This is a genomic window from Pseudomonas sp. KB_12, assembly GCF_052114545.1.
Lineage (GTDB): Bacteria > Pseudomonadota > Gammaproteobacteria > Pseudomonadales > Pseudomonadaceae > Aquipseudomonas > Aquipseudomonas brassicacearum.
Window position 1 is genome coordinate 20,619 of sequence record NZ_JBFREY010000035.1, and the last position, 20,571, is coordinate 41,189.

Consider the following 20,571-nt stretch of genomic DNA (forward strand, 5'->3'; position numbering starts at 1 on the left):
TGGGGTCGAAGGTGAGGTTGAGCGGCGCATATTCTGCCCTGTATCGGGGCCGAGCCGTTAGCTGGGTTTTTGCTCGGCCCACTTTGGCTGCACTGACGGTTGCCATTCGTCCAGCGCATCGAGCAGGTTCTGCGCTGATTCGCTCACTTGCAGCATGTCACGATGGGGCGCGCGGACGAAGCCTTCGCCGACGATATGATCGAGAAAAGCGGTGAGCTTGCTGTAGAAGCCGTTCACTTCCAGCAGCCCCAGCGGTTTGCCGTGGTAGCCGAGCTGGCCCCAGGTCCAGACCTCGAACAACTCTTCCAGCGTGCCGAGGCCGCCGGGCAGGGCGATGAAGGCATCGCTGAGTTCAGCCATGCGCGCCTTGCGGGCGTGCATGCCGTCCACCACTTCCAGGCGGGTCAGGCCGCTGTGGCCGATCTCCTTGTCCTTGAGGCTTTGCGGGATGATGCCGATGACCTCGCCGCCGGCGGCCAGGGCCGCGTCGGCGACGATACCCATCAGGCCGACGGCACCGCCGCCGTAGACCAGGGTCAATTTTCGTTCCGCCAATGCCCGGCCCAGGGCCTGCGCGGCTTCACGATACGCTGGATCGGTGCCGGTGCTGGCGCCGCAAAATACACAAACAGACGCGATGGACATGCTTTACTCCATGATCAGTAACCGACCCAGAGTAAAGCCTGGCCTTGGTGGCGCAAAGCGATTAAACCTCGCGTTGGGGTTTTTCGTAGGTGCCACTGGCGCCGCAGGCGTAGGCGGCGAGCAAGCTGCATAACAGGCTGTTGACGTTCATGATGGGCGTTCCCGAGAGGTGGTGAGGCTGATCATAGAGCTGTGTCCTCCCTCTGGCTGGTTGATTGTGTCCATCAGGCTGATAGCCTTAAGTTGTATACAATCTTTGATTCAGGTCATAGGAACTTGTCTGAAATTCAGGCAGTCTTCCCCTTTGACGGATTTTTGTTAACCATGCCTTGGAGATTCACGATGTTTGCCAAACTTGTTGCAGTATCCCTGTTGACGCTGGCCAGCAGCCAACTGATGGCAGCGGAGTGCAAGACCACCATCGACTCGACCGACCAGATGTCCTTCAACACCAAGGCCATCGAGATCGACAAGAGCTGCAAGACGTTCACCGTTGAGCTGACGCATTCGGGCAGCTTGCCGAAAAACGTCATGGGCCATAACTGGGTGCTGAGCAAAGAGGCTGACATGCAGCCGATCGCCACCGATGGCGTGGGCGCTGGCATCGACAAGAACTACCTGAAAGAAGGTGATACTCGCATCATCGCCCACACCAAGGTCATTGGCGCCGGGGAAAAAGACTCGGTGACCTTCGACGTGTCTAAACTGGCTGCCGGTGAGGCATACGGTTTCTTCTGCTCGTTCCCGGGCCACATCTCGATGATGAAAGGCACCGTTACCCTGAAGTAATCAGCTTCAGGCACAAAAAAGCGGCGCTTCTTTCAGAAATGGGAAGTGCCGTTTTTTTTGGGTTTTTCGGTGTCTGGTTGTTTTGGTGTGTATATCCGTTATTTAGGTAACGGCTACTTATGGTTCCGCTCTTACAGCGGGTCACTTTCGAAAAGCGCGAAAGTAACCAAAGCGCTCCTGCCCCACCACTTGGTGCCTCGCCTAGGCTCGGCATGCCTGAACGAAGGCATTGCTCCGTGGGCCGCCGCGAAGGGCCATCCATGGCCCAGCGCGGCTAACCCGGCATCCATGCCGGGTTGCCCACTGCGCAATACCTTCGTTCAGCCATCGTGGTTAACGGGGCGCCCGAGATCAACGTCCTCCACGAGGCGGCCTAGTAGCCGACCTGGCTCTTGCGGTCGTACACCCATTAGATCTGTGGGAGCAAAGCTTGCTCGCGATGACGGTGTCCCAGTCAATGAAGATGTTGGATGTGCCGGCCTCTTCGCGAGCAGGCTCGCTCCCACAGGGGGCTCTGGATGCACATAAATATTGTGTCTACGGAAGATCCAGTGTGGGAGCGAGCTTGCTCGCGATAGCGGTGGCTCAGCCACACAGATGCCGGCATGAGCCCCGCTCTTGCTCTTGCTCTTGCTCTTGTTTTGGATCTTGATCTGGACGCCCCGTTAAACCACGCTGGCCGAACGCAGGCATTGCGCAGTGGGCATCCCGGCATGGATGCCGGGATAGCCGCGCTGGGCCATGGATGGCCCTTCGCGGCGGGCCCACGGAGCAATGCCTTCGTTCGGGCACACCGAGCCTAGGCGAGGTGCCGAGTGGTGGGGCAAAGCGTTTTTGGTTACTTTTGGCGCTCTTCCAAAAGTGACCCGCTGTAAGAGCGGAACCGCCAGCAGCCGTTACCGCAGCAACGGATATACACACCAAACCACGCCTCTCTACATTCAACATCAATGCAAGCTGACACACCGCTATCGCGAGCAAGCTCGCTCCCACAGTGATTACCCGTTACGGGGCATAAGGCATCACCCGCTTGTGCTCAGTCTTGCGATAGGTCTCGCAAATGATCCTGAACGCCTCGTCCCGCACAGGCTCGCCGTGCAGGAACGCATCGATCTCGGCATAGGTCACACCGTGGGAGGCTTCGTCCGGCTTGCCTGGGGACAGGTCCTCAAGGTCGGCGGTGGGGATTTTTTCCACCAGCGACTCCGGCGCGCCAAAGTCACGGGCGATGGCCCGGACCTGGTTTTTCACCAAGCCACTCAACGGCGCCAGGTCGCAGGCGCCATCACCGAACTTGGTGAAGAAACCCATCACCGCTTCGGCGGCATGGTCGGTGCCGATCACCAGGCCGTGCTCGGTGCCCGCGATGGTGTATTGCGCCACCATGCGCATCCGCGCCTTGGTATTGCCCAGCACGAAATCCCGCGAGACCGCTGCCTTGCCTTCGAATGCCGCGACTTGATCGGCCAAGGCCTTGACCGCCGGGCCGATGTTGACGGTATGGCGCTCGTCCGGGTCGATGAAGTCCACGCAGGCTTGGGCTTCATGTTCGTCGAACTGGGTTTCGTACGGCAGGCGCACGGCGATGAACTTGTAGGCGGCGTTACCGGTTTTCTCCCGCAGTTCGCGCATGGCACGTTGGGCCAGCAGCCCGGCGGTCAACGAATCGACGCCACCGCTGATGCCCAGCACGAGCGACTTGAGGCCGGAGTTGACCAGGCAATCCTGGATAAAGCCCACCCGCCGGGCGATTTCGGCCTTGAGGGCGGCGTCATCGGCGAACGGCGGCTGGACCTTGAGCTGTTCAGCAATCTCACGCTGTACGGCTTGCATGAATTCACTCCTTGCTTGATGTGTCAGAAAGGGCGGCAGGTACTTGGAAAACATGTCGCATGTAGGCGACGAAATTCGGGTCTTTGCAGTGGGTCTTGCCGGGCTCGTCTGAAATCTTGGCCACGGGTTGCCCGTCACAGCTGATCATTTTAAGCACGATGCTCATCGGCTCTACACCTGGAATGTCACACGTCAGGTTGGTGCCAATACCGAAGCTGACATTAATGCGACCACGCAATGCCCGAAAAATCTCCAGGCATTTGGGCAATGTCAGGCTATCGGAGAACACCAGGGTCTTGCTCATCGGGTCGATGCCGAGCTTGTGGTAGTGGGCAATGGCTTTTTCGGCCCAGATCACCGGGTCGCCCGAGTCATGGCGCAAACCGTCGAACAGCTTGGCGAAGAACAGATCGAAATCCTTGAGGAAGGCGTCCATGGTGATGCAATCGGTCAGGGCGATCCCCAGCAGGCCTCGGTACTCGCGCACCCAGCAATCGAGGGCAGCGATCTGGCTGTCGATCAGCCGCGGGCCCAGTTGCTGGTGGGCCATGATCCACTCGTGGGCCATGGTGCCCAGGGGCTTCATGTCCAGTTCCCGGGACAGGTGCACGTTACTGGTGCCGACGAAACGCCCCGGAAAATCGTGCTTGAGCACGTTGACCACTTCTTCCTGGACACGGAAGGAAAACCGACGACGGGTGCCGAAGTCCGCGACTTGCAGTTCGGACAGTTCTTCGGCGCTGGCGTTGGCGCTCAGCCAGTCGAACTTGCGATAAAGCTGTTCCCGCGTCTGTTCCAGCACGATTTCACGATAGCGATAACGATTGCGCACCTCGCTGACGATGGCCAGCAGCGGCACTTCGAACAGAATGACGTGCAGCCACGGCCCGCGCAGGCGGATGAACAGCTCGCCGTTTTCGATACCGGTGTGCACGTAGCGCAGGTTGAAGCGAAACAGGCCCAGGAAGCGCAGGAAGTCCGGCTTCAGAAAGCTGATGCGCTCCAGGAAACCCAACTGGTCGGCGCTCAGGCTCAACTCGGCCAGGCGCTCGATCTGAAAGCGGATCTCCGCCAGGTACGGGCGCAGGTCTTCGCTGTTGCGGCAGCGAAATTCCCATTCGACTTCGACGTTGGGGTAGTTGTGCAACACCGCCTGCATCATCGTCAGTTTGTAGAAGTCGGTGTCGAGCAGGTTCTGCACGATACGATCGGCAAATACGCTCTCGCTCATAGGGTTCTCCAGACAGGCCGCAGCCGTGGGCAGCGAGGTTCGGCGGTTTGTAGTGAAAGGGCTAGTGGCGCATAACCGTGGTGGGTATTGCCAGTGTTTTGTGTTGGCTGCCGCTATTGCGGTGCATCCGGGTTGTCGATCTGCTCCAGCATCCACTCCACGAAAAGCCGCACCTTGGGCACTTCCGCCGAATGTTCCGGATAGGCCAGGTAATAGGCGTTGGTGCTGGGCATCGCGTGTTGCCAGGGGATGACCAGTTTGCCGTCGGCCAGTTCTTCTTCCACCAGAAACCGCGGCAGCAGGGCGACGCCGCAGCCGACCTGGGCTGCGCGGATGCACATGTAGAACGTTTCGAAACGCGGCCCGTGGTAGCTATGTTCGGTGTGGTAGCCCTGGTGGTCGAACCAGTCGTGCCAGGCCTGGGGCCGCGAGGCGTTTTGCAGCAGCACCAGCTCGGCCAGTTGGGTCGGGTCGGTGAAGGGCTGGTCAGGCAGGCTGCCGGGCGCGCAGACCGGTACCAGTTCTTCGCCAAACAGCTTCAGGGATTCGGTGCCAGGTCGCGAGCCTTGGCCGAAATAGAACGCCAGGTCGCTGCGCCCTTGCAGCAAGTCGTCGGCCTCCTGCTCGCTGCACAGGTCCAGGTGAATCTTCGGATGCCGCAATCGCCAACCCTTCAAGCGTGGGACCAACCAGCGAGCGCCGAAGGTCGGAGGCGTGGAAACGCGCAGGACTTCGGTGTCGCCGCCGTAGGAGCGCAGGTAATGGGTAGACATTTCCACCTGCGTGAGGATTTTTCGCACTTCCCCCAGGTACAAATCACCGGCAGGCGTCAGCTGCAAGCGTCGGCGCACGCGCCGGAACAGCAAGTGCTGCAGCAACTCCTCCAGTTGCGCGACTTGTTTGCTGACGGCGCTCTGGGTCAGGTTCAGCTCTTCGGCGGCACGGGTGAAGCTCAGGTGGCGGGTCACCGCTTCGAAGCATTGCAGCGCCGTGATCGACGGCAAATAGCGTTTATTGAGCATATGAGGCCTTATTTCTTGTGGCTCTGCTTATCCGGTCATGGCCAGCATGAATAAACGGAATGATATCTCGCTTAAAGGTCGTTTGTTGGCAAGTCTCGAGCCAGCTACAACTACAGGTCTGATCAGTCGCATTCGTCCGGCTGCCACTCATTTGTCTTTCGTGTGAGGAAATTTCCATGGTTGCTGCATTGCTTGATCGCTTGGGCGTCGACTCGGCCCTGTACCAGAACGGCACACAACCGGTGCATTCGCCCATTGATGGCAGCCGGATCGGCGCTGTGAACTGGGAAGGCGCGGCTGAAGTCGAGCAGCAGGTCAGCCGTGCCGAACACGCCTTCGACCTGTGGCGCCAGGTGCCGGCGCCGCGTCGCGGCGAGCTGGTGCGTCAATTTGGCGACCTGTTGCGTGAATACAAGGCCGACCTTGGCGAACTGGTGTCGTGGGAAGCCGGCAAGATCACCCAGGAAGGCCTGGGTGAAGTGCAAGAGATGATCGACATCTGCGACTTCGCCGTCGGCCTGTCCCGCCAGCTGTACGGCCTGACCATCGCCTCCGAGCGTCCGGGCCACCACATGCGTGAGTCCTGGCATCCGCTGGGCGTGGTCGGGGTGATCAGTGCCTTCAATTTCCCGGTGGCGGTCTGGGCCTGGAACACCACGCTGGCTCTGGTGTGCGGCAACGCGGTGATCTGGAAACCGTCGGAAAAGACCCCGCTCACCGCCCTGGCGTGCCAGGCGCTGTTCGAGCGCGTGCTGAAGAATTTCAGCGACGCCCCCCCATACCTGAGCCAGGTGATCATCGGCGGTCGCGATGCCGGTGAAGCGCTGGTGGATGACCCGCGTGTGGCGTTGATCAGCGCCACTGGCAGCACCCGCATGGGCCGTGAAGTGGCACCGAAAGTCGCCGCGCGTTTCGCCCGCAGCATTCTGGAACTGGGCGGCAACAACGCCATGATCCTGGCACCGAGCGCCGACCTGGACATGGCCGTACGCGCCATCCTGTTCAGCGCCGTCGGCACCGCCGGCCAGCGTTGCACCACCCTGCGCCGGCTGATTGCCCATGAATCGGTGAAGGAAGAAATCGTCACCCGCCTCAAGGCCGCCTATTCGAAAGTGCGGATCGGCCATCCGCTGGAAGGCAACCTGGTCGGGCCGCTGATCGACAAGCACAGCTTCGACAACATGCAGGATGCGCTGGAGCAGGCCTTGAGCGAAGGCGGGCGCGTGTTTGGGGGCAAGCGCCAGCTTGAAGACCAGTTCCCGAATGCCTATTACGTCTCGCCGGCCATCGTCGAGATGCCCGAGCAGAGCGATGTGGTGCGCCACGAAACCTTCGCGCCGATTCTGTACGTGGTCGGCTACAAGGACTTTGCCGAGGCCTTGCAGCTGAACAATTCCGTGCCCCAGGGCCTGTCGTCCTGCATCTTCACCACCGACGTGCGTGAAGCCGAGCAATTCATGTCGGCCGTGGGCAGCGACTGCGGCATCGCCAACGTCAACATTGGCCCGAGCGGTGCCGAGATCGGCGGCGCATTCGGTGGCGAAAAAGAAACCGGCGGCGGTCGCGAATCCGGCTCCGACGCCTGGCGCGGCTACATGCGCCGCCAGACCAACACCGTGAACTACTCGCTGGAGCTGCCGTTGGCGCAGGGGATTACCTTCGACTGAGGTCGAGTCAACGGAAATCCCCTGTGGGAGCGAGCTTGCTCGCGATAGCGTCGAATCAGCCGACATCAATATCGGTAGATAAACCGCCATCGCGAGCAAGCTCGCTCCCACAAATGAAATGGTGTGGTGGTTGGGTTTCTTTTTCGGAGTCTGGCAATGCCGTTACGCGAAGAGTGTCTGTGGGAAAAACTGACGCCGCAAAGGCCTGAAAACAGCGCGCTCACCGGCGAAGTCACGGCCGACGTCTGCGTGATCGGCGCGGGCTTTACCGGGCTGTCGGCGGCGGTGCATTTGCTCGAACAAGGCAAGCGCGTGGTTGTGCTGGAAGCTCATCGGGCCGGGCATGGTGGATCGGGGCGTAACGTCGGGTTGGTCAATGCCGGCCTGTGGATCCCTCCGGATGACATCGAGGCCGGATTCGGCGAGGCGGTGGGCAGCCAGCTCAACCGCATGCTGGGGGCTGCGCCGGCCCTGGTGTTCAGCCTCATCGATAAATACAACATCGATTGCCAACTGCGCCGCGAAGGCACCCTGCACATGGCCCATAACGCCCGGGGCGAGGCCGACCTGCGCAGTCGCGAAGCGCAATGGAAGCGCCGCGGTGCCCCGGTGGAATTACTCACCGGCCAGGCCTGTGTCGATGCCACCGGCACGTCGAAAATCGCCGCGGCGCTGCTCGACCGTCGCGCCGGCACGCTCAATCCGATGGCCTATACCAGCGGGTTGGCCAAGGCGGCCATCGACCTTGGCGGCCAGTTATTCGACCACTCGCCGGTGACGCGCCTGGAACGCCAAGGCCAGCGCTGGTCGGTGCAGACTGCCCAGGGTTCGGTGCTGGCCGAGCAGGTGGTGATCGCCTCCAACGCCTACACCGAGGGCGACTGGACCGAACTGCGGCGCAATTTCTTCCCCGGTTATTACTATCAGGTCGCCTCGGTCCCGCTGACCGACGAGGCCGCCCGACGCATTCTGCCGGGCGGGCAGGGCTCATGGGATACCCGCCAGGTGTTGAGCAGCATCCGCCGGGACAAGGGCGGCCGTTTGCTGCTGGGCAGCCTGGGCAACGGCAACCGCAAGCCGACCTGGTTCCTCAAGGCTTGGGCCGACCGGGTGCAGCAGCACTATTTTCCTTACCTCAAGTCGGTGGAATGGGAGTGCACCTGGACCGGTTGCATTGCCTTTACCCCCGATCACTTGATGCGCCTGTTCGAACCGGCTCCCGGGCTGGTGGCCGTTACCGGCTACAACGGCCGGGGCGTGACCACCGGCACGGTGGTCGGCAAGGCGTTCGCCGATTACCTGTGTCACGGTAATGCCCAGGCCCTGCCGATCCCATTCGCACCCATGCAGCCACTGGCCGGGGTGGGGTTGCGCAGTTGCCTGTATGAGGCGGGTTTTTCGCTGTATCACGCGGGCCAGTGCCTGCGGATCGTCATTTGAGTGTTGAAAATTGTTGCTGGAACCCGCGTTTTCCGGCGTAGCGTCTAGCCTGTTATGGTGCGGGTTGTAGCAATCGCGCACCGACAGTGTGCAGTTCGGTGACGTGGGTTGTTACACAGTGGTTGCACGCCGTTTCGCGCGATGGTTGCAATGATGGCTCATGGAGGGTTTCACCCATTTAAATAAAAGGTTGCACCTTGCGCGGTTTAGACGGTTGCACGCCCCATGAAAAAGGGCCCGAAACAGTCGAAATAACAATAAAACAGCGACTTTTTTCAGAATAAAAAACCGATGGCACGGCACTTGCTCTGAGCTTCTCAGTGAAATGAAGTCGCAGTGCCAACTAAAAAAAACCTTGGAGCACCACCTCATGTCCCAGACGTTTTACAAGAAAGGTTTCCTGGCCCTCGCAGTGGCAACTGCGCTGGGTGTTTCTGCGTTTGCTCAAGCTGATGTGAAATTTGGTGTGGCGGGGCCGATGACCGGCGCCAACGCTGCATTTGGCGAGCAGTACATGAAGGGTGCCCAGGCGGCAGCCGATGCCATCAACAAGGCAGGTGGCGTCAACGGTGAGAAGATCGTACTGGTCGCTGGCGACGACGCCTGCGAACCCAAACAGGCCGTGGCCGTGGCCAACCGCCTTGTTGACCAGGACAAGGTGATCGGCGTGGTCGGGCACTTCTGCTCGTCCAACACCATCCCAGCCTCGGAGGTCTACGACGAAGCCGGCATCATCGCCATTACCCCGGGCTCCACCAACCCGGCAGTCACCGAGCGCGGCTTGGGCGCGATGTTCCGCATGTGCGGTCGTGACGACCAACAAGGCATCGTGGCGGGCGACTACATCGTCGACGTGCTCAAGGGCAAGAAAGTGGCTGTGCTGCACGACAAGGACACCTACGGCCAAGGCCTGGCGGATGCCACCAAGGCACAACTGGCCAAGCGTGGCGTGAACGCGGTGCTGTACGAAGGCCTGACCCGCGGCGAGAAAGACTTCAGTGCCGTGGTGACCAAGATCCGTTCGGCCGGTGCCGACGTGGTTTATTTCGGTGGCCTGCACCCGGAAGCCGGTCCGCTGGTTCGCCAGTTGCGTGAGCAAGGGCTCAAGGACGTGAAGTTCATGTCCGACGATGGCATTGTCACCGACGAACTGGTCACCACCGCTGGCGGCGCGCAATACGTCGATGGTGTGTACATGACCTTCGGCGCCGACCCGCGCCTGCTGCCAGACAGCAAGGCCGTGGTTGAAGAGTTCCGCAAGAACGGCACCGAGCCTGAAGGCTACACCCTGTACGCCTACGCTTCGGTCCAGGCCCTGGCCGCCGGTTTCAATGGTGCCAAGTCCAATAAGGGCGAAGACGCGGCCAAGTGGCTCAAGGCCAACTCGGTCCAGACCGTAATGGGCAAGAAGGAATGGGACACCAAGGGTGACTTGAAAGTCTCCGACTACGTGGTTTACCAGTGGGACAAGGACGGCAAATACCACCAGTTGGAAAAACAGAAGTAAGGGCTGAAGCGACCGTTTACGTCTCCTTGGGAGCCGGGCAAGCCCTGGTTTCCAAGGCCACGTCGACGGTCCTGCCTGACACTGCTCCGACGTAAATCTGTATTTTCCTTAGAAGAACCGCACACCCCTGGGTGTGCAGGTTCTCACTGCGTGAGATTGCGTTATGGATGGTATTTTCCTGCAGCAACTGATCAATGGCCTGACCCTCGGGTCGGTCTATGGTCTGATCGCCATCGGCTACACAATGGTCTATGGCATCATCGGCATGATCAACTTCGCCCACGGCGAGGTTTACATGATTTCCGCTTACCTCGCGGCAATCAGTCTGGCTCTGCTGGCTTACTTCGGTATTGAATCCTTTCCGCTTATGATCCTCGGCACCCTCGTGTTCACGGTCGTGGTCACCGGGGTATATGGCTGGGTCATCGAACGCGTCGCCTACAAACCCCTGCGCAACTCGACCCGCCTGGCACCGCTGATCAGTGCCATCGGCATCTCGCTGATCCTGCAGAACTACGCACAGATCAGCCAGGGCGCCCGCCAACAGGGTGTCCCGACACTGCTCGAAGGCGCCATGCGCGTCGACATCGGCAGCGGTTTCGTCCAGCTCACCTACACCAAGATTTTCATTCTGATTGCCGCGTTCGCCGGGATGGCCTTGCTGACCTACATCATCAAGTACACCAAGCTCGGACGCATGTGCCGCGCCACCCAGCAAGACCGCAAGATGGCGTCGATCCTGGGGATCAACACCGACCGGGTGATTTCCTACGTGTTCATCATCGGTGCGGCCATGGCGGCCCTGGCCGGCGTGCTGATCACCATGAACTACGGCACGTTCGACTTCTATGCCGGCTTCATCATCGGCATCAAGGCGTTCACCGCGGCGGTACTCGGCGGCATTGGCTCCCTGCCTGGGGCGATGCTCGGCGGGATCATCCTCGGCATTTCCGAGTCGCTGTTCTCCGGTCTGATCAACTCTGACTACAAAGACGTGTTCAGTTTCTCGCTGCTGGTGCTGATTCTGATTTTCCGTCCCCAAGGCCTGCTGGGTCGCCCACTCGTGGCGAAGGTATAAGTATGTCTGCTGCCAATAAACCGCTTGATATCAAAAAGAGCGTCATCGACGCGATCCTGGCCGGCCTGATCTCGCTGATCGTGTTCGGGCCGATCGTCGGCGTGGTGCTCGACGGCTACAGCTTCAACCTGCAACCGGCCCGCGTCGGCTGGCTGGTGGCGATCGTGATGATCGGGCGCTTTGCCTTGAGCCTGTTCCTGCAAACCCCCAAGGGGCTGAAGATTCTCCAGGGGTTCGAGAGCACCGGCTCCGGTGTGCATGTGCTGCCGCCCGACTACAAGTCGCGCCTGCGCTGGATCATCCCGGCGTTGATCGTGATTGCCATCGTGTTTCCGTTCTTCGCCAACAAATACGTACTCACGGTGGTCATCCTCGGGCTGATCTATGTGCTGTTGGGCCTGGGCCTGAACATCGTGGTCGGCCTGGCGGGGTTGCTCGACCTGGGTTACGTGGCGTTCTACGCCATCGGTGCCTATGGCCTGGCGCTGGGCTATCAATACCTGGGGCTGGGGTTCTGGACGGTACTGCCACTGGCGGCCATCGCGGCGGCGATGGCGGGGTGCATATTGGGTTTCCCGGTGTTGCGAATGCACGGTGACTACCTGGCCATCGTGACTCTGGGTTTTGGCGAGATCATTCGCTTGATACTCAACAACTGGCTGTCGTTCACCGGCGGGCCGAATGGCATGCCCGTGCCGTCGCCTACCTTTTTCGGCCTGGAGTTTGGTCGAAGAGCGAAAGATGGCGGGGTGCCCTTCCATGAGTTCTTCGGTATCGATTACAACCCGAACCTGAAATTCCTGTTCATCTACATCGTGCTGTTCATCGTTGTACTGCTGGTGCTCTATATCAAGCATCGCCTGACCCGCATGCCAGTCGGGCGTGCCTGGGAAGCCTTGCGCGAGGATGAAATCGCCTGCCGCTCCATGGGCCTGAACCATGTGCTGGTCAAGCTCTCGGCCTTCACCATTGGCGCCTCCACGGCGGGCCTGGCAGGGGTGTTCTTTGCCAGTTACCAGGGCTTCGTCAACCCGTCTTCGTTCACCTTCTTCGAGTCGGCGCTGATCCTGGCCATCGTGGTGCTGGGCGGCATGGGCTCGACGGTCGGCGTGGTGATTGCCGCGTTCGTGCTCACCGTGGCGCCGGAGCTGCTGCGCAGCTTCTCTGAATACCGGGTGTTGCTGTTCGGCGTATTGATGGTGTTGATGATGATCTGGCGTCCACGCGGCCTGATCCGTATCAGCCGTACCGGGGTGACGCCGCGCAAGGGGGTAGCGCCATGAGCGAAGTCGTACTCAAAGTTGAAAACCTGATGATGCAGTTCGGTGGCATCAGGGCCCTCAGCGATGTCAGCCTGCAAGTCAAACGCAACTCGATCTTTGCCCTGATCGGCCCCAATGGTGCGGGCAAGACCACGGTGTTCAACTGCCTGACCGGTTTCTACAAGGCTTCGGGCGGGAAGATCGAGCTCAACGTGCGTGGCGAGCAAACCAACGTCATCAAGCTGTTGGGCGAGGCGTTTCGCCCGACTGATTTCGTGTCGCCGAAAGCCTTCGCCAGCCGGCTGTACTACAAGATGTTCGGCGGCACTCACCTGGTGAACCGCGCCGGTCTGGCGCGCACCTTCCAGAACATTCGCCTGTTCAAGGAAATGTCGGTGCTGGAAAACCTGCTGGTGGCCCAGCACATGTGGGTCAACCGCAGCATGGTGGCGGGGATCCTCAACACCAAGGGCTACCGCAAGGCCGAAAGCGACGCCTTGGACCATGCCTTCTATTGGCTGGAAGTAGTGGACCTGGTGGATTGCGCCAACCGCCTGGCGGGCGAGCTTTCCTATGGTCAGCAACGGCGCCTGGAAATCGCCCGGGCCATGTGCACGCGCCCGCAGATCATCTGCCTCGACGAACCGGCCGCCGGCCTCAACCCTCAGGAAACCGAAGCGCTGAGTGCGATGATCCGGCTGCTGCGCGACGAGCATGATCTGACCGTGGTGCTGATCGAACACGACATGGGCATGGTAATGAGCATTTCCGACCACATCGTGGTGCTGGACCACGGCAACGTGATCGCCGAGGGCGGTCCCGAGGCGATTCGCAACGATCCGAAGGTGATCGCGGCCTACCTGGGTGCCGATGAAGAGGAACTGGTATGAGTGGACCTATCCTCGAGCTCAAGGAGCTGGACGTGTTCTACGGGCCGATCCAGGCCCTGAAAAAAGTCTCGATGCACATTGGCGAAGGTGAAACGGTGAGCCTGATCGGCTCCAACGGTGCCGGCAAGTCCACGTTGCTGATGTCGATCTTCGGCCAGCCGCGTGCAGCAGGCGGGCAGATCATCTATCAGGGTGTGGACATCACCCACAAGTCGTCGCACTACATTGCCTCCAACGGCATCGCGCAGTCGCCGGAAGGGCGGCGGGTATTCCCGGACATGACCGTCGAGGAGAACCTGCTGATGGGCACCATTCCCATCGGTGACAAGTACGCCAGCGAAGACATGCAGCGCATGTTCGAGCTGTTTCCACGGCTCAAGGAGCGCCGCAACCAGCGGGCCATGACCATGTCCGGGGGCGAGCAGCAAATGCTCGCCATCGCCCGGGCATTGATGAGCCGGCCAAAGTTGTTGCTGCTTGATGAGCCGAGCCTGGGGCTGGCGCCAATCGTGGTGAAACAGATCTTCGCCACCTTGCGTGAGCTGGCGTCCACCGGGATGACCATCTTCCTGGTGGAACAGAACGCCAACCACGCCCTCAAGCTCTCGGACCGGGCCTATGTGATGGTCAACGGCGAAATCCGCCTGACCGGCACGGGCAAGGAGCTGCTTGCCAACGAGGAGGTGCGCAACGCGTACCTGGGCGGGCATTGAGGCGGCGGTTGCAATGAAAAAAACCGGCGAGTGATCGCCGGTTTTTTTATCCCTCCAAAACACCACCAACCCCTGTGGGAGCGAGCTTGCTCGCGAAAGCGGTGGGTCAGTCGACACGCCATGTGTCTGATACACCGCCTTCGCGAGCAAGCTCGCTCCCACAGGTTTTTTATGCGTTTTTGCAATTGTGGACAACAATCCTGAGCCCCTGCGAAACCGCGACATAAAGTCGCCGCAAACAGTTGTTTTGTCACGGTTTTGACTTGTCCCCGTTTGCTGTGGAGCTGGCTGTGGGTAACGTGGGAGTAGCTGGCTGCAAGCCTTTGAATACGTGGCTTGCAGGGCTGTGATCGTTTTTTGATCAGGCGTTTTTAGTCAAGCGGGAGTGGCTGTTGTCAACACTTTTATGCACGCTGCAATGGGCTCGAAAGTCGATGGACAAGGCTGTGGATAAGTCTGTGGTTAAACTCTGGAAAGACTGCGCTGAGCACCGTCGTTACTGGCTTGGAGCCATCGCCCATCTCGCATTGGCTTATAGCAGATAACTTGCGCTGCACAACCTCACTTGCAGGGTCAAGCGAAAAAATTTTCCAAATACCCCGCAAAGCCTTATGCACAGCGGCTTGCGGGTTTTGCACTTGCCCCCGATTACTGTGGACGTGCCTGTGGATAAGGTGCGGGCAACCGGCTGCGGCCCTTGTTTGACAAGGCCTGGCGTTGATTGGTTGTTTTATGAGCAGTCGTTGGGCAAAAGCCGTGTGCAAGCCTTGCCCCTACCGTGCCAGGGCGGGCATGCTGTGGGCCGATTTCCATTTAATGGCTGTTGAAGTTCAAACAAGGAGAACACGATGTCTGACACCCTGTTTATTACCGGCGCGACGTCCGGTTTTGGTGAAGCCTGTGCCCGTCGTTTTGCCGAGGCGGGTTGGAAACTGGTGCTGACCGGTCGTCGTGAAGAACGCCTCAATGCCCTCTGTGCCGAGCTGTCGAAGCAGACTGAAGTCCATGGCCTGGTATTGGATGTGCGTGATCGCAAGGCCATGGAAGAGGCCATCGCCAACCTGCCGCCATCCTTCGCCAAGTTGCGCGGGCTGATCAACAACGCCGGCCTGGCCCTGGGCGTCGACCCGGCACCCAAGTGCGACCTCGATGACTGGGACACCATGGTCGACACCAATGTGAAAGGGCTGCTCTACAGCACTCGCCTGCTGTTGCCGCGCCTGATCGCCCACGGCCGTGGGGCCGGGATCGTCAACCTGGGCTCCATCGCCGGCAACTACCCGTACCCGGGCAGCCACGTGTATGGCGCGAGCAAGGCGTTCGTCAAACAGTTCTCCCTGAACCTGCGTTGCGACCTGCAAGGCACGGGCGTGCGGGTGAGCAATATTGAGCCGGGCCTGTGCGAGAGCGAGTTTTCCCTGGTGCGCTTCGGTGGCGACCAGGAGCGCTACAACGCGACCTACGCCGGCGCCGAGCCGATCCAGCCACAGGACATCGCCGATACGATTTTCTGGGTGCTCAATGCGCCAGCGCACATCAACATCAACAGCCTGGAGCTGATGCCGGTGAGCCAGACCTGGGCCGGTTTCGCCATTGAGCGCAACAAGGCGTAACCGATGATTGGGGGCTTCTGTGGCGAGGGAGCTTGCTCCCGCTGGGCCGCGCTGTAGGAGCTGCCGAAGGCTGCGATCTTTTGATCTTGGAAAGATCGCAGCCTCGCTTCGCTCGACAGCTCCTACAGGCCGAGCGGGAGCAAGCTCCCTCGCCACAAAGGTGCGTTACGCCAGATAATCGGCCAGCCCGCGATAGCAGGTCAGCAGGTGATACGGCGTAGTGGACGGCATGTCCCGGCGGCTGACGATGCCGTCGGCGTCCAGGCATTCGTTCCAGCCCTTGGCATGCAGGAAATGCTGCTGCAGCGCCTGCAATTGACGCAGCAGCAGCCCCTGGTTGCCCGGGCGCAAGGTGAGTGCCCGCAAGTATTCCGCCTGGGCCCAGATGCGTTGAGTGGCATCGCGTGGGCCCGCCTGGGATCCCAAGGCCAGCATTGCACACACCGCACCGGAGTCCGGCGCGACGCCGCGTTGTTCGGTATGGCCGAAGCTGTGCGCCAGGGCTGTGTGCAACTTGCCGTTACGCAACAAGGGCGATGAGGCCAGCAAGTAATACCATTCGAACTGGTGCCCCGGTTCGAACCAGTTATCCACAGCCTTGAGCGGCTTCTCCATCATCACGCGTTGCTGCGGCTCGATGAACTGCTTGGACATCCCGTCGCACAGGCTCAGCAGCGCCTGGCGGACGTTGGCGTCTTCGCGGACCGACAGGGTGGCGAGGAACGCTTCGGCCAAGTGCATCAAGGGGTTTTGCAACGGGCCGGATCCGGTCGCTGACCAGTCGCGCTTGAGGCTGGCTTCGTAGAGGCCGTCTGCGCTGGCAAAGCGCCGGGCAATGACCTCCAGGCTCGCGTTGAGCACCGATTCCACCAGCGGTTCGCGGACCTTGCCCCAGTAATGGGCGCAGGCGAACAGGATAAAGGCGTGGGTGTAGAGGTCTTTGCCGGTGTCCAGCGGCGCGCCTTGCGGGTCGATGCTGTAGAACCAGCCGCCGTGTTCGGCATCGTGGAAATGACGCTGCAGCGAGCGAAACAGTGCACTGGCCCGTTCCTCGGCCTGGGGCACTTCGCCGATCAGGCTGGCGAACACATACAACTGCCGCGCACAGGCCATGGCGCGGTAGCGCTGGGGTGGCAGCGGCGCATGTTCGGCATCCAGGGATTCATAGGGCAACGCCAGTTCGGCATTCCAGCCCGGGCCTTGCCACATCGGCACGATCACGTCGTGAAAATGCTGACGCACCGTTGCGAACAGGGCGGTCAATTCAGGCTGGGGAGCGGGGCGGGAAGCATGAGGCATTGGCGGACGTCGTCACGGCTGGGGGCGATTGCGCGACATGGTAGCAGAGTGACCGACTCCAGAGAGATGGCACCTGCAAGTCCGTCATCGCGAGCAAGCTCGCTCCCACAGGGGCCGGTGTACACCGATCAAAGTGTGGATGCAGGCTGGCTCCCACAAGGCCTGGTGTATCCGATCAAACTGTGGGAGCGAGCTTGCTCGCGATAGCGGCCCGGCAGGCGCTAAAAAGTCAACCCGCCAGCAACCAAACCCCAGCCGCCGCCGAAGCCGCCCCGGCCAATCGGACCAACGGCGCCGCCGCTCGCGGCAACACCCGCACCAGGGCAAACCCGGCGCCATGCAACGCCGCCGTCGCTGCGACGAATCCTGCCGCATAGGCCCATGGGCTCGACATGTCCGGCAGTTCCAAGCCATGGGCTACGCCATGGAACAGCGCAAACAGTGCCGTCGCACCGACTGCCAGGCTCAATGGCGGACGCACCGCCAATGCCACCGCCAGGCCGAGGGCGAGCACCGAGGCGGCGATCCCGCTTTCCAGCGCCGGCAGGTCCAGGCCTTCAAAGCCCAGCAGGCCGCCGAGCAGCATCGTACCGACGAAGGTGCAAGGCAGCGCCCAGCGCGCGGCGCCTTGTTGTTGCGCGGCCCACAAGCCGACAGCCAGCATTGCCAGCAAGTGGTCGAGCCCGCCGATGGGGTGGCCGAGGCCGGCGATCAGGCCATTGTCGCCATGGCCTGGGTGGGCGAAGGCCAGGGCCGGGGTCAGCAGCAGGGCGAGGGCGCCGAGGAGGCGTTTGAAGGTCATGGATAAGCTTCCTTGTGGTCAGTCGGAAAGATCAGGCGGCGGTCAGCAGACCCTGGCGCTCGATGAAGGCGATGATGTCGTCCAGGCCCTGGCCGGTCTTCTGGTTGCTGAACACGAAGGGCTTGCCGTTGCGCATCCGCCGGGTGTCGCTGTCCATCATTTCCAGGGACGCACCCACCAGCGGTGCCAGGTCGATTTTATTGATCACCAGCAGGTCGGATTTGCAGATGCCCGGCCCGCCCTTGCGCGGCAGCTTGTCACCGGCCGAGACGTCGATCACATAGATGGTCAGGTCCGACAATTCCGGGCTGAAGGTCGCCGACAGGTTATCGCCGCCCGATTCCACCAGGATCAGGTCCAGGCCCGGGAAGCGCCGGTTCAACTGGTCCACCGCCTCCAGGTTGATCGACGCATCTTCGCGAATCGCCGTGTGCGGGCAGCCGCCGGTTTCCACTCCGATGATCCGCTCCGGCGCCAAGGCCTCGTTGCGCACCAGGAAGTCGGCGTCTTCGCGGGTGTAGATGTCGTTGGTGACCACTGCCAGGTTGTAGCGTTCACGTAGAGCCAGGCACAGGGCCAGGGTCAGGGCGGTCTTGCCGGAACCTACCGGGCCGCCGATACCGACGCGCAGAGGTTGTGTATTCATGAGTGTCTCCTAGGAACGGAACAGACGGCTGTACTGGCGCTCATGGGCCATGCACGCCAGGGACAGGCCAAAGGCGGCGCTGCCGTAATGGTCGGGGTCGATGTTCGAGGTGTCGTGCTGGGCCTGTTGCAGCAGCGGCAGCAGTTCGCTGGTCAGGCGCTGGGCGGCTTGCTGGCCCAGGGGCAGGGTTTTCATCAGCACCGCCAGTTGGTTTTCCAGCCAGCTCCACAGCCAGGCGGCGAGGGCGTCCTGGGGGGCGATATGCCAGGCGCGCGCCGCCAGGGCCCAGCACAAGGCCAGGTGCGGCTCGCTGCGTTGTTGGAGACTGAGCTGTTCAAGAAAGCCGCGCGCGGCACCGTCGAGTTCCGGCAGGCCGGCGAGCAGTTGCTGCAACGAGTAGCCCATCTGCCGGCTTTCCTGATACAGCTCACGGGTTTCCCGGCTGGCGCGGTGTTCTTCGCAATGCAGCAGCAGGGCGTCCCAATCGTCAGCGGCTGCTGCGCTGCAGTGCGCCAGCAGCAAAGGCGCTTCGAAACGCGCCAGGTTCAGCAGCAGTTGATCGCTGATCCAGCGCCGGGCGTCGTCGCAATTCTTGACCAGGCCGTTGTCCACCGCCATCTCCAGCCCCTGGGAATAGCTGTAGCCGCCAATCGGCAACTGCGGGCTGGCCAGACGCAGCAGCGCCCAGGCCGGGTTCATGTGCGTACGCCAAACTGATGCAGGCGCGGCGCGTAGTTGAAATCTTCATCGCCGTGCCGGGAGTGATGGTGACCGCCGCCGTAGGCGCCGTGTTCCGGCTGGAACGGGGCTTCGATGGATTCGGCGCGGGCGCCCAGTTGCTCGAGCATCGCCTTGAGTACGTAGTCGTCCAGCAGGCGCAACCAGCCATCGCCCACTTGCAAGGCGACATGGCGATTGCCCAGGTGGTAGGCGGCGCGGGTCAGTTCGAAGGCGTTGGCGCAGGTGACATGCAGCAGTTGTTCGGCGCGGGCGCAAACGCGCACGATGCGCCCGTCTTCAGCTTGCAGGCATTCGCCGTCGTACAGCGGCGGTTGGCCTCGTTCCAGGAACAACCCCACGTCTTCACCCCCGGCACTGAAACAGCGCAGGCGGCTTTTGCTACGGGCGTCAAAGGTCAGGTGCAGCTCAGCGTCCCAGCGCGGTTGAGTGTCGATTCTGCGGTGAATCACCAGCATCGGAGTGCTTCCAGCAATGAACAGTGCTGTGTTTAGAGCAAGGGGCTTGCCAACCGAAAGAGGTGTAGGAAATAGCTGGGATGGCGTTTCAGGGTGGGGCGGATAGCGTGCCATGTTGGTGCGTATCGAGATGCTGCGCACCATTTTGCGGCTGGCACAAAAAAGAACCTGTGGGAGCGAGCTTGCTCGCGATAGCGGTGGATCAGCCACTATCAATGCCACTGACAGACCGCTATCGCGAGCAAGCTCGCTCCCACAGTGGATTGGTGTTGAACTTGATATTCGGTTCGACACAAAACCCTGTGGGAGCGAGCCTGCTCGCGATGGCGTCGGCTCAGCTTGCATCAAAACAAAGCGCTATCCCTTGGCACCAGGCGCCGCCATCTCTCTGGTTTCCAGATGATCCAACGCCCGCTCAACCAACAATTGCACCCCATCGGCCATCCGGCTGATCGCCAGGGCGACGCAGCGGCGTGAGTCGTCCACGTCGTCAGCCAGGTCGGCGGCGATGGTGCTGATGGAGAGCAGGTCATCGGAGGCGTTGGCGAGCAGGGTTTCGGTGTCGATGTGGGGGGACACGATGAAGAGCTGGTTTTTGTCAGGTTCGGGCGGTGAGGCGGGCTTGGGCTTGAGGTAGTAATCGAGGGCGCGGGTGGCGGCGTCATCGAGCTTCTTTTCTTCCTGCGCTTGGACGCGGGACTTGTGGCTGTTTGGCGGGGGATTCGGAGTTGCTTTGAACATAATGAAAATCCTGGAAGTGGAGCCGGCACCCTCCGATTGCACGTCGAAAAATGGGTGGCAGCTGTACGTAGGTGTGCAAGACCGGTCCAGGAACCCGGCAGACCCGAAGATCTCCCACGCGCAGCCGCCATAATAGTCAGCGAGCATAGAAAAATGCTCGGCGAATAGCCATAACGAATACGCTCCTAGATCGGACT

At 61.0% G+C, this 20,571-nt stretch carries 20 protein-coding genes; 9 read left to right on the forward strand and 11 right to left on the reverse strand.

Translation table 11 applies throughout. The features are described from left to right. Positions 1–57: 57 nt before the first annotated feature. A complete protein-coding gene (locus tag AB4Z20_RS23290; protein ID WP_018604315.1) occupies positions 58–645 on the reverse strand; it encodes a TIGR00730 family Rossman fold protein in 588 nt (195 codons plus the stop codon). A 342-nt stretch (positions 646–987) separates the two neighbouring features. On the opposite strand from AB4Z20_RS23290, the gene azu reads away from it, so the two are divergent. After that, entirely contained in the window at positions 988–1,434 is a 447-nt protein-coding gene (gene azu, locus AB4Z20_RS23295) for an azurin (protein WP_253471265.1), read from the forward strand. Between the two features lie 665 nt (positions 1,435–2,099). Here azu and AB4Z20_RS23300 read toward each other — a convergent pair. The 4 genes from AB4Z20_RS23300 to AB4Z20_RS23315 all read right to left on the reverse strand — a co-directional run bounded on the left by AB4Z20_RS23300 (position 2,100) and on the right by AB4Z20_RS23315 (position 5,520). Further along, entirely contained in the window at positions 2,100–2,228 is a 129-nt protein-coding gene (locus tag AB4Z20_RS23300) for a hypothetical protein (protein WP_320389825.1), read from the reverse strand. 211 nt (positions 2,229–2,439) lie between these two features. Next, positions 2,440–3,267, reverse strand: coding sequence for an ammonia-dependent NAD(+) synthetase (gene nadE, locus AB4Z20_RS23305; RefSeq protein ID WP_046064346.1), 828 nt, complete (start codon positions 3,265–3,267; stop codon positions 2,440–2,442). Between the two features lie 4 nt (positions 3,268–3,271). Continuing rightward, entirely contained in the window at positions 3,272–4,498 is a 1,227-nt protein-coding gene (gene pncB / locus AB4Z20_RS23310; RefSeq protein ID WP_212797752.1) for a nicotinate phosphoribosyltransferase, read from the reverse strand. 113 nt (positions 4,499–4,611) lie between these two features. Then, entirely contained in the window at positions 4,612–5,520 is a 909-nt protein-coding gene (locus tag AB4Z20_RS23315; protein WP_253471270.1) for a LysR family transcriptional regulator, read from the reverse strand. 176 nt (positions 5,521–5,696) lie between these two features. Between AB4Z20_RS23315 and amaB the strand changes: the two genes are divergently transcribed. From amaB to AB4Z20_RS23355, 8 genes are all read left to right on the forward strand, one after another. Continuing rightward, on the forward strand, positions 5,697–7,187 hold the full coding sequence (gene amaB, locus AB4Z20_RS23320) for an L-piperidine-6-carboxylate dehydrogenase (protein ID WP_253471272.1): 1,491 nt from the start codon (positions 5,697–5,699) through the stop codon (positions 7,185–7,187). Between the two features lie 156 nt (positions 7,188–7,343). Beyond that, complete coding sequence (gene amaA / locus AB4Z20_RS23325) at positions 7,344–8,627, forward strand: L-pipecolate oxidase (RefSeq protein WP_442090668.1); 1,284 nt, start codon at positions 7,344–7,346, stop codon at positions 8,625–8,627. Positions 8,628–8,997: 370 nt separating this feature from the next. Then, positions 8,998–10,134 (forward strand): ABC transporter substrate-binding protein, encoded by a 1,137-nt coding sequence (locus AB4Z20_RS23330; protein WP_214511434.1) that lies wholly within the window; start codon positions 8,998–9,000, stop codon positions 10,132–10,134. A 163-nt stretch (positions 10,135–10,297) separates the two neighbouring features. After that, complete coding sequence (locus AB4Z20_RS23335) at positions 10,298–11,212, forward strand: ABC transporter permease subunit (protein WP_053181516.1); 915 nt, start codon at positions 10,298–10,300, stop codon at positions 11,210–11,212. Positions 11,213–11,214: 2 nt separating this feature from the next. Further along, a complete protein-coding gene (gene livM, locus AB4Z20_RS23340) occupies positions 11,215–12,495 on the forward strand; it encodes a high-affinity branched-chain amino acid ABC transporter permease LivM (protein WP_253471276.1) in 1,281 nt (426 codons plus the stop codon). Beyond that, the gene (locus AB4Z20_RS23345) at positions 12,492–13,364 is read left to right on the forward strand and encodes an ABC transporter ATP-binding protein (protein WP_214511432.1); all 873 of its coding nucleotides are present in this window, start codon (positions 12,492–12,494) and stop codon (positions 13,362–13,364) included. Before livM ends, AB4Z20_RS23345 begins: the two co-directional genes overlap by 4 nt. Next, positions 13,361–14,077, forward strand: a complete 717-nt coding sequence (locus AB4Z20_RS23350; protein ID WP_053117959.1) for an ABC transporter ATP-binding protein — start codon at positions 13,361–13,363, stop codon at positions 14,075–14,077. Before AB4Z20_RS23345 ends, AB4Z20_RS23350 begins: the two co-directional genes overlap by 4 nt. An 848-nt stretch (positions 14,078–14,925) precedes the next feature. Further along, entirely contained in the window at positions 14,926–15,690 is a 765-nt protein-coding gene (locus AB4Z20_RS23355; protein ID WP_014336332.1) for an SDR family oxidoreductase, read from the forward strand. A gap of 165 nt (positions 15,691–15,855) precedes the next feature. Here AB4Z20_RS23355 and AB4Z20_RS23360 read toward each other — a convergent pair whose 3' ends face one another. The 6 genes from AB4Z20_RS23360 to AB4Z20_RS23385 form a co-directional block, all read right to left on the reverse strand. Continuing rightward, positions 15,856–16,989, reverse strand: coding sequence for an AGE family epimerase/isomerase (locus tag AB4Z20_RS23360; RefSeq protein WP_442090669.1), 1,134 nt, complete (start codon positions 16,987–16,989; stop codon positions 15,856–15,858). A 229-nt stretch (positions 16,990–17,218) separates the two neighbouring features. Further along, positions 17,219–17,791 (reverse strand): HupE/UreJ family protein, encoded by a 573-nt coding sequence (locus AB4Z20_RS23365; RefSeq protein ID WP_253471282.1) that lies wholly within the window; start codon positions 17,789–17,791, stop codon positions 17,219–17,221. Between the two features lie 31 nt (positions 17,792–17,822). Beyond that, a complete protein-coding gene (gene ureG / locus AB4Z20_RS23370; protein ID WP_003197309.1) occupies positions 17,823–18,437 on the reverse strand; it encodes an urease accessory protein UreG in 615 nt (204 codons plus the stop codon). A gap of 9 nt (positions 18,438–18,446) precedes the next feature. Then, positions 18,447–19,136, reverse strand: a complete 690-nt coding sequence (locus AB4Z20_RS23375; RefSeq protein WP_214511428.1) for an urease accessory protein UreF — start codon at positions 19,134–19,136, stop codon at positions 18,447–18,449. After that, entirely contained in the window at positions 19,133–19,633 is a 501-nt protein-coding gene (gene ureE, locus AB4Z20_RS23380; protein ID WP_253471291.1) for an urease accessory protein UreE, read from the reverse strand. Before ureE ends, AB4Z20_RS23375 begins: the two co-directional genes overlap by 4 nt. Before the next feature lie 357 nt (positions 19,634–19,990). Further along, a complete protein-coding gene (locus AB4Z20_RS23385) occupies positions 19,991–20,374 on the reverse strand; it encodes a DUF6124 family protein (protein WP_442090670.1) in 384 nt (127 codons plus the stop codon). Between the last annotated feature and the right edge of the window lie 197 nt (positions 20,375–20,571).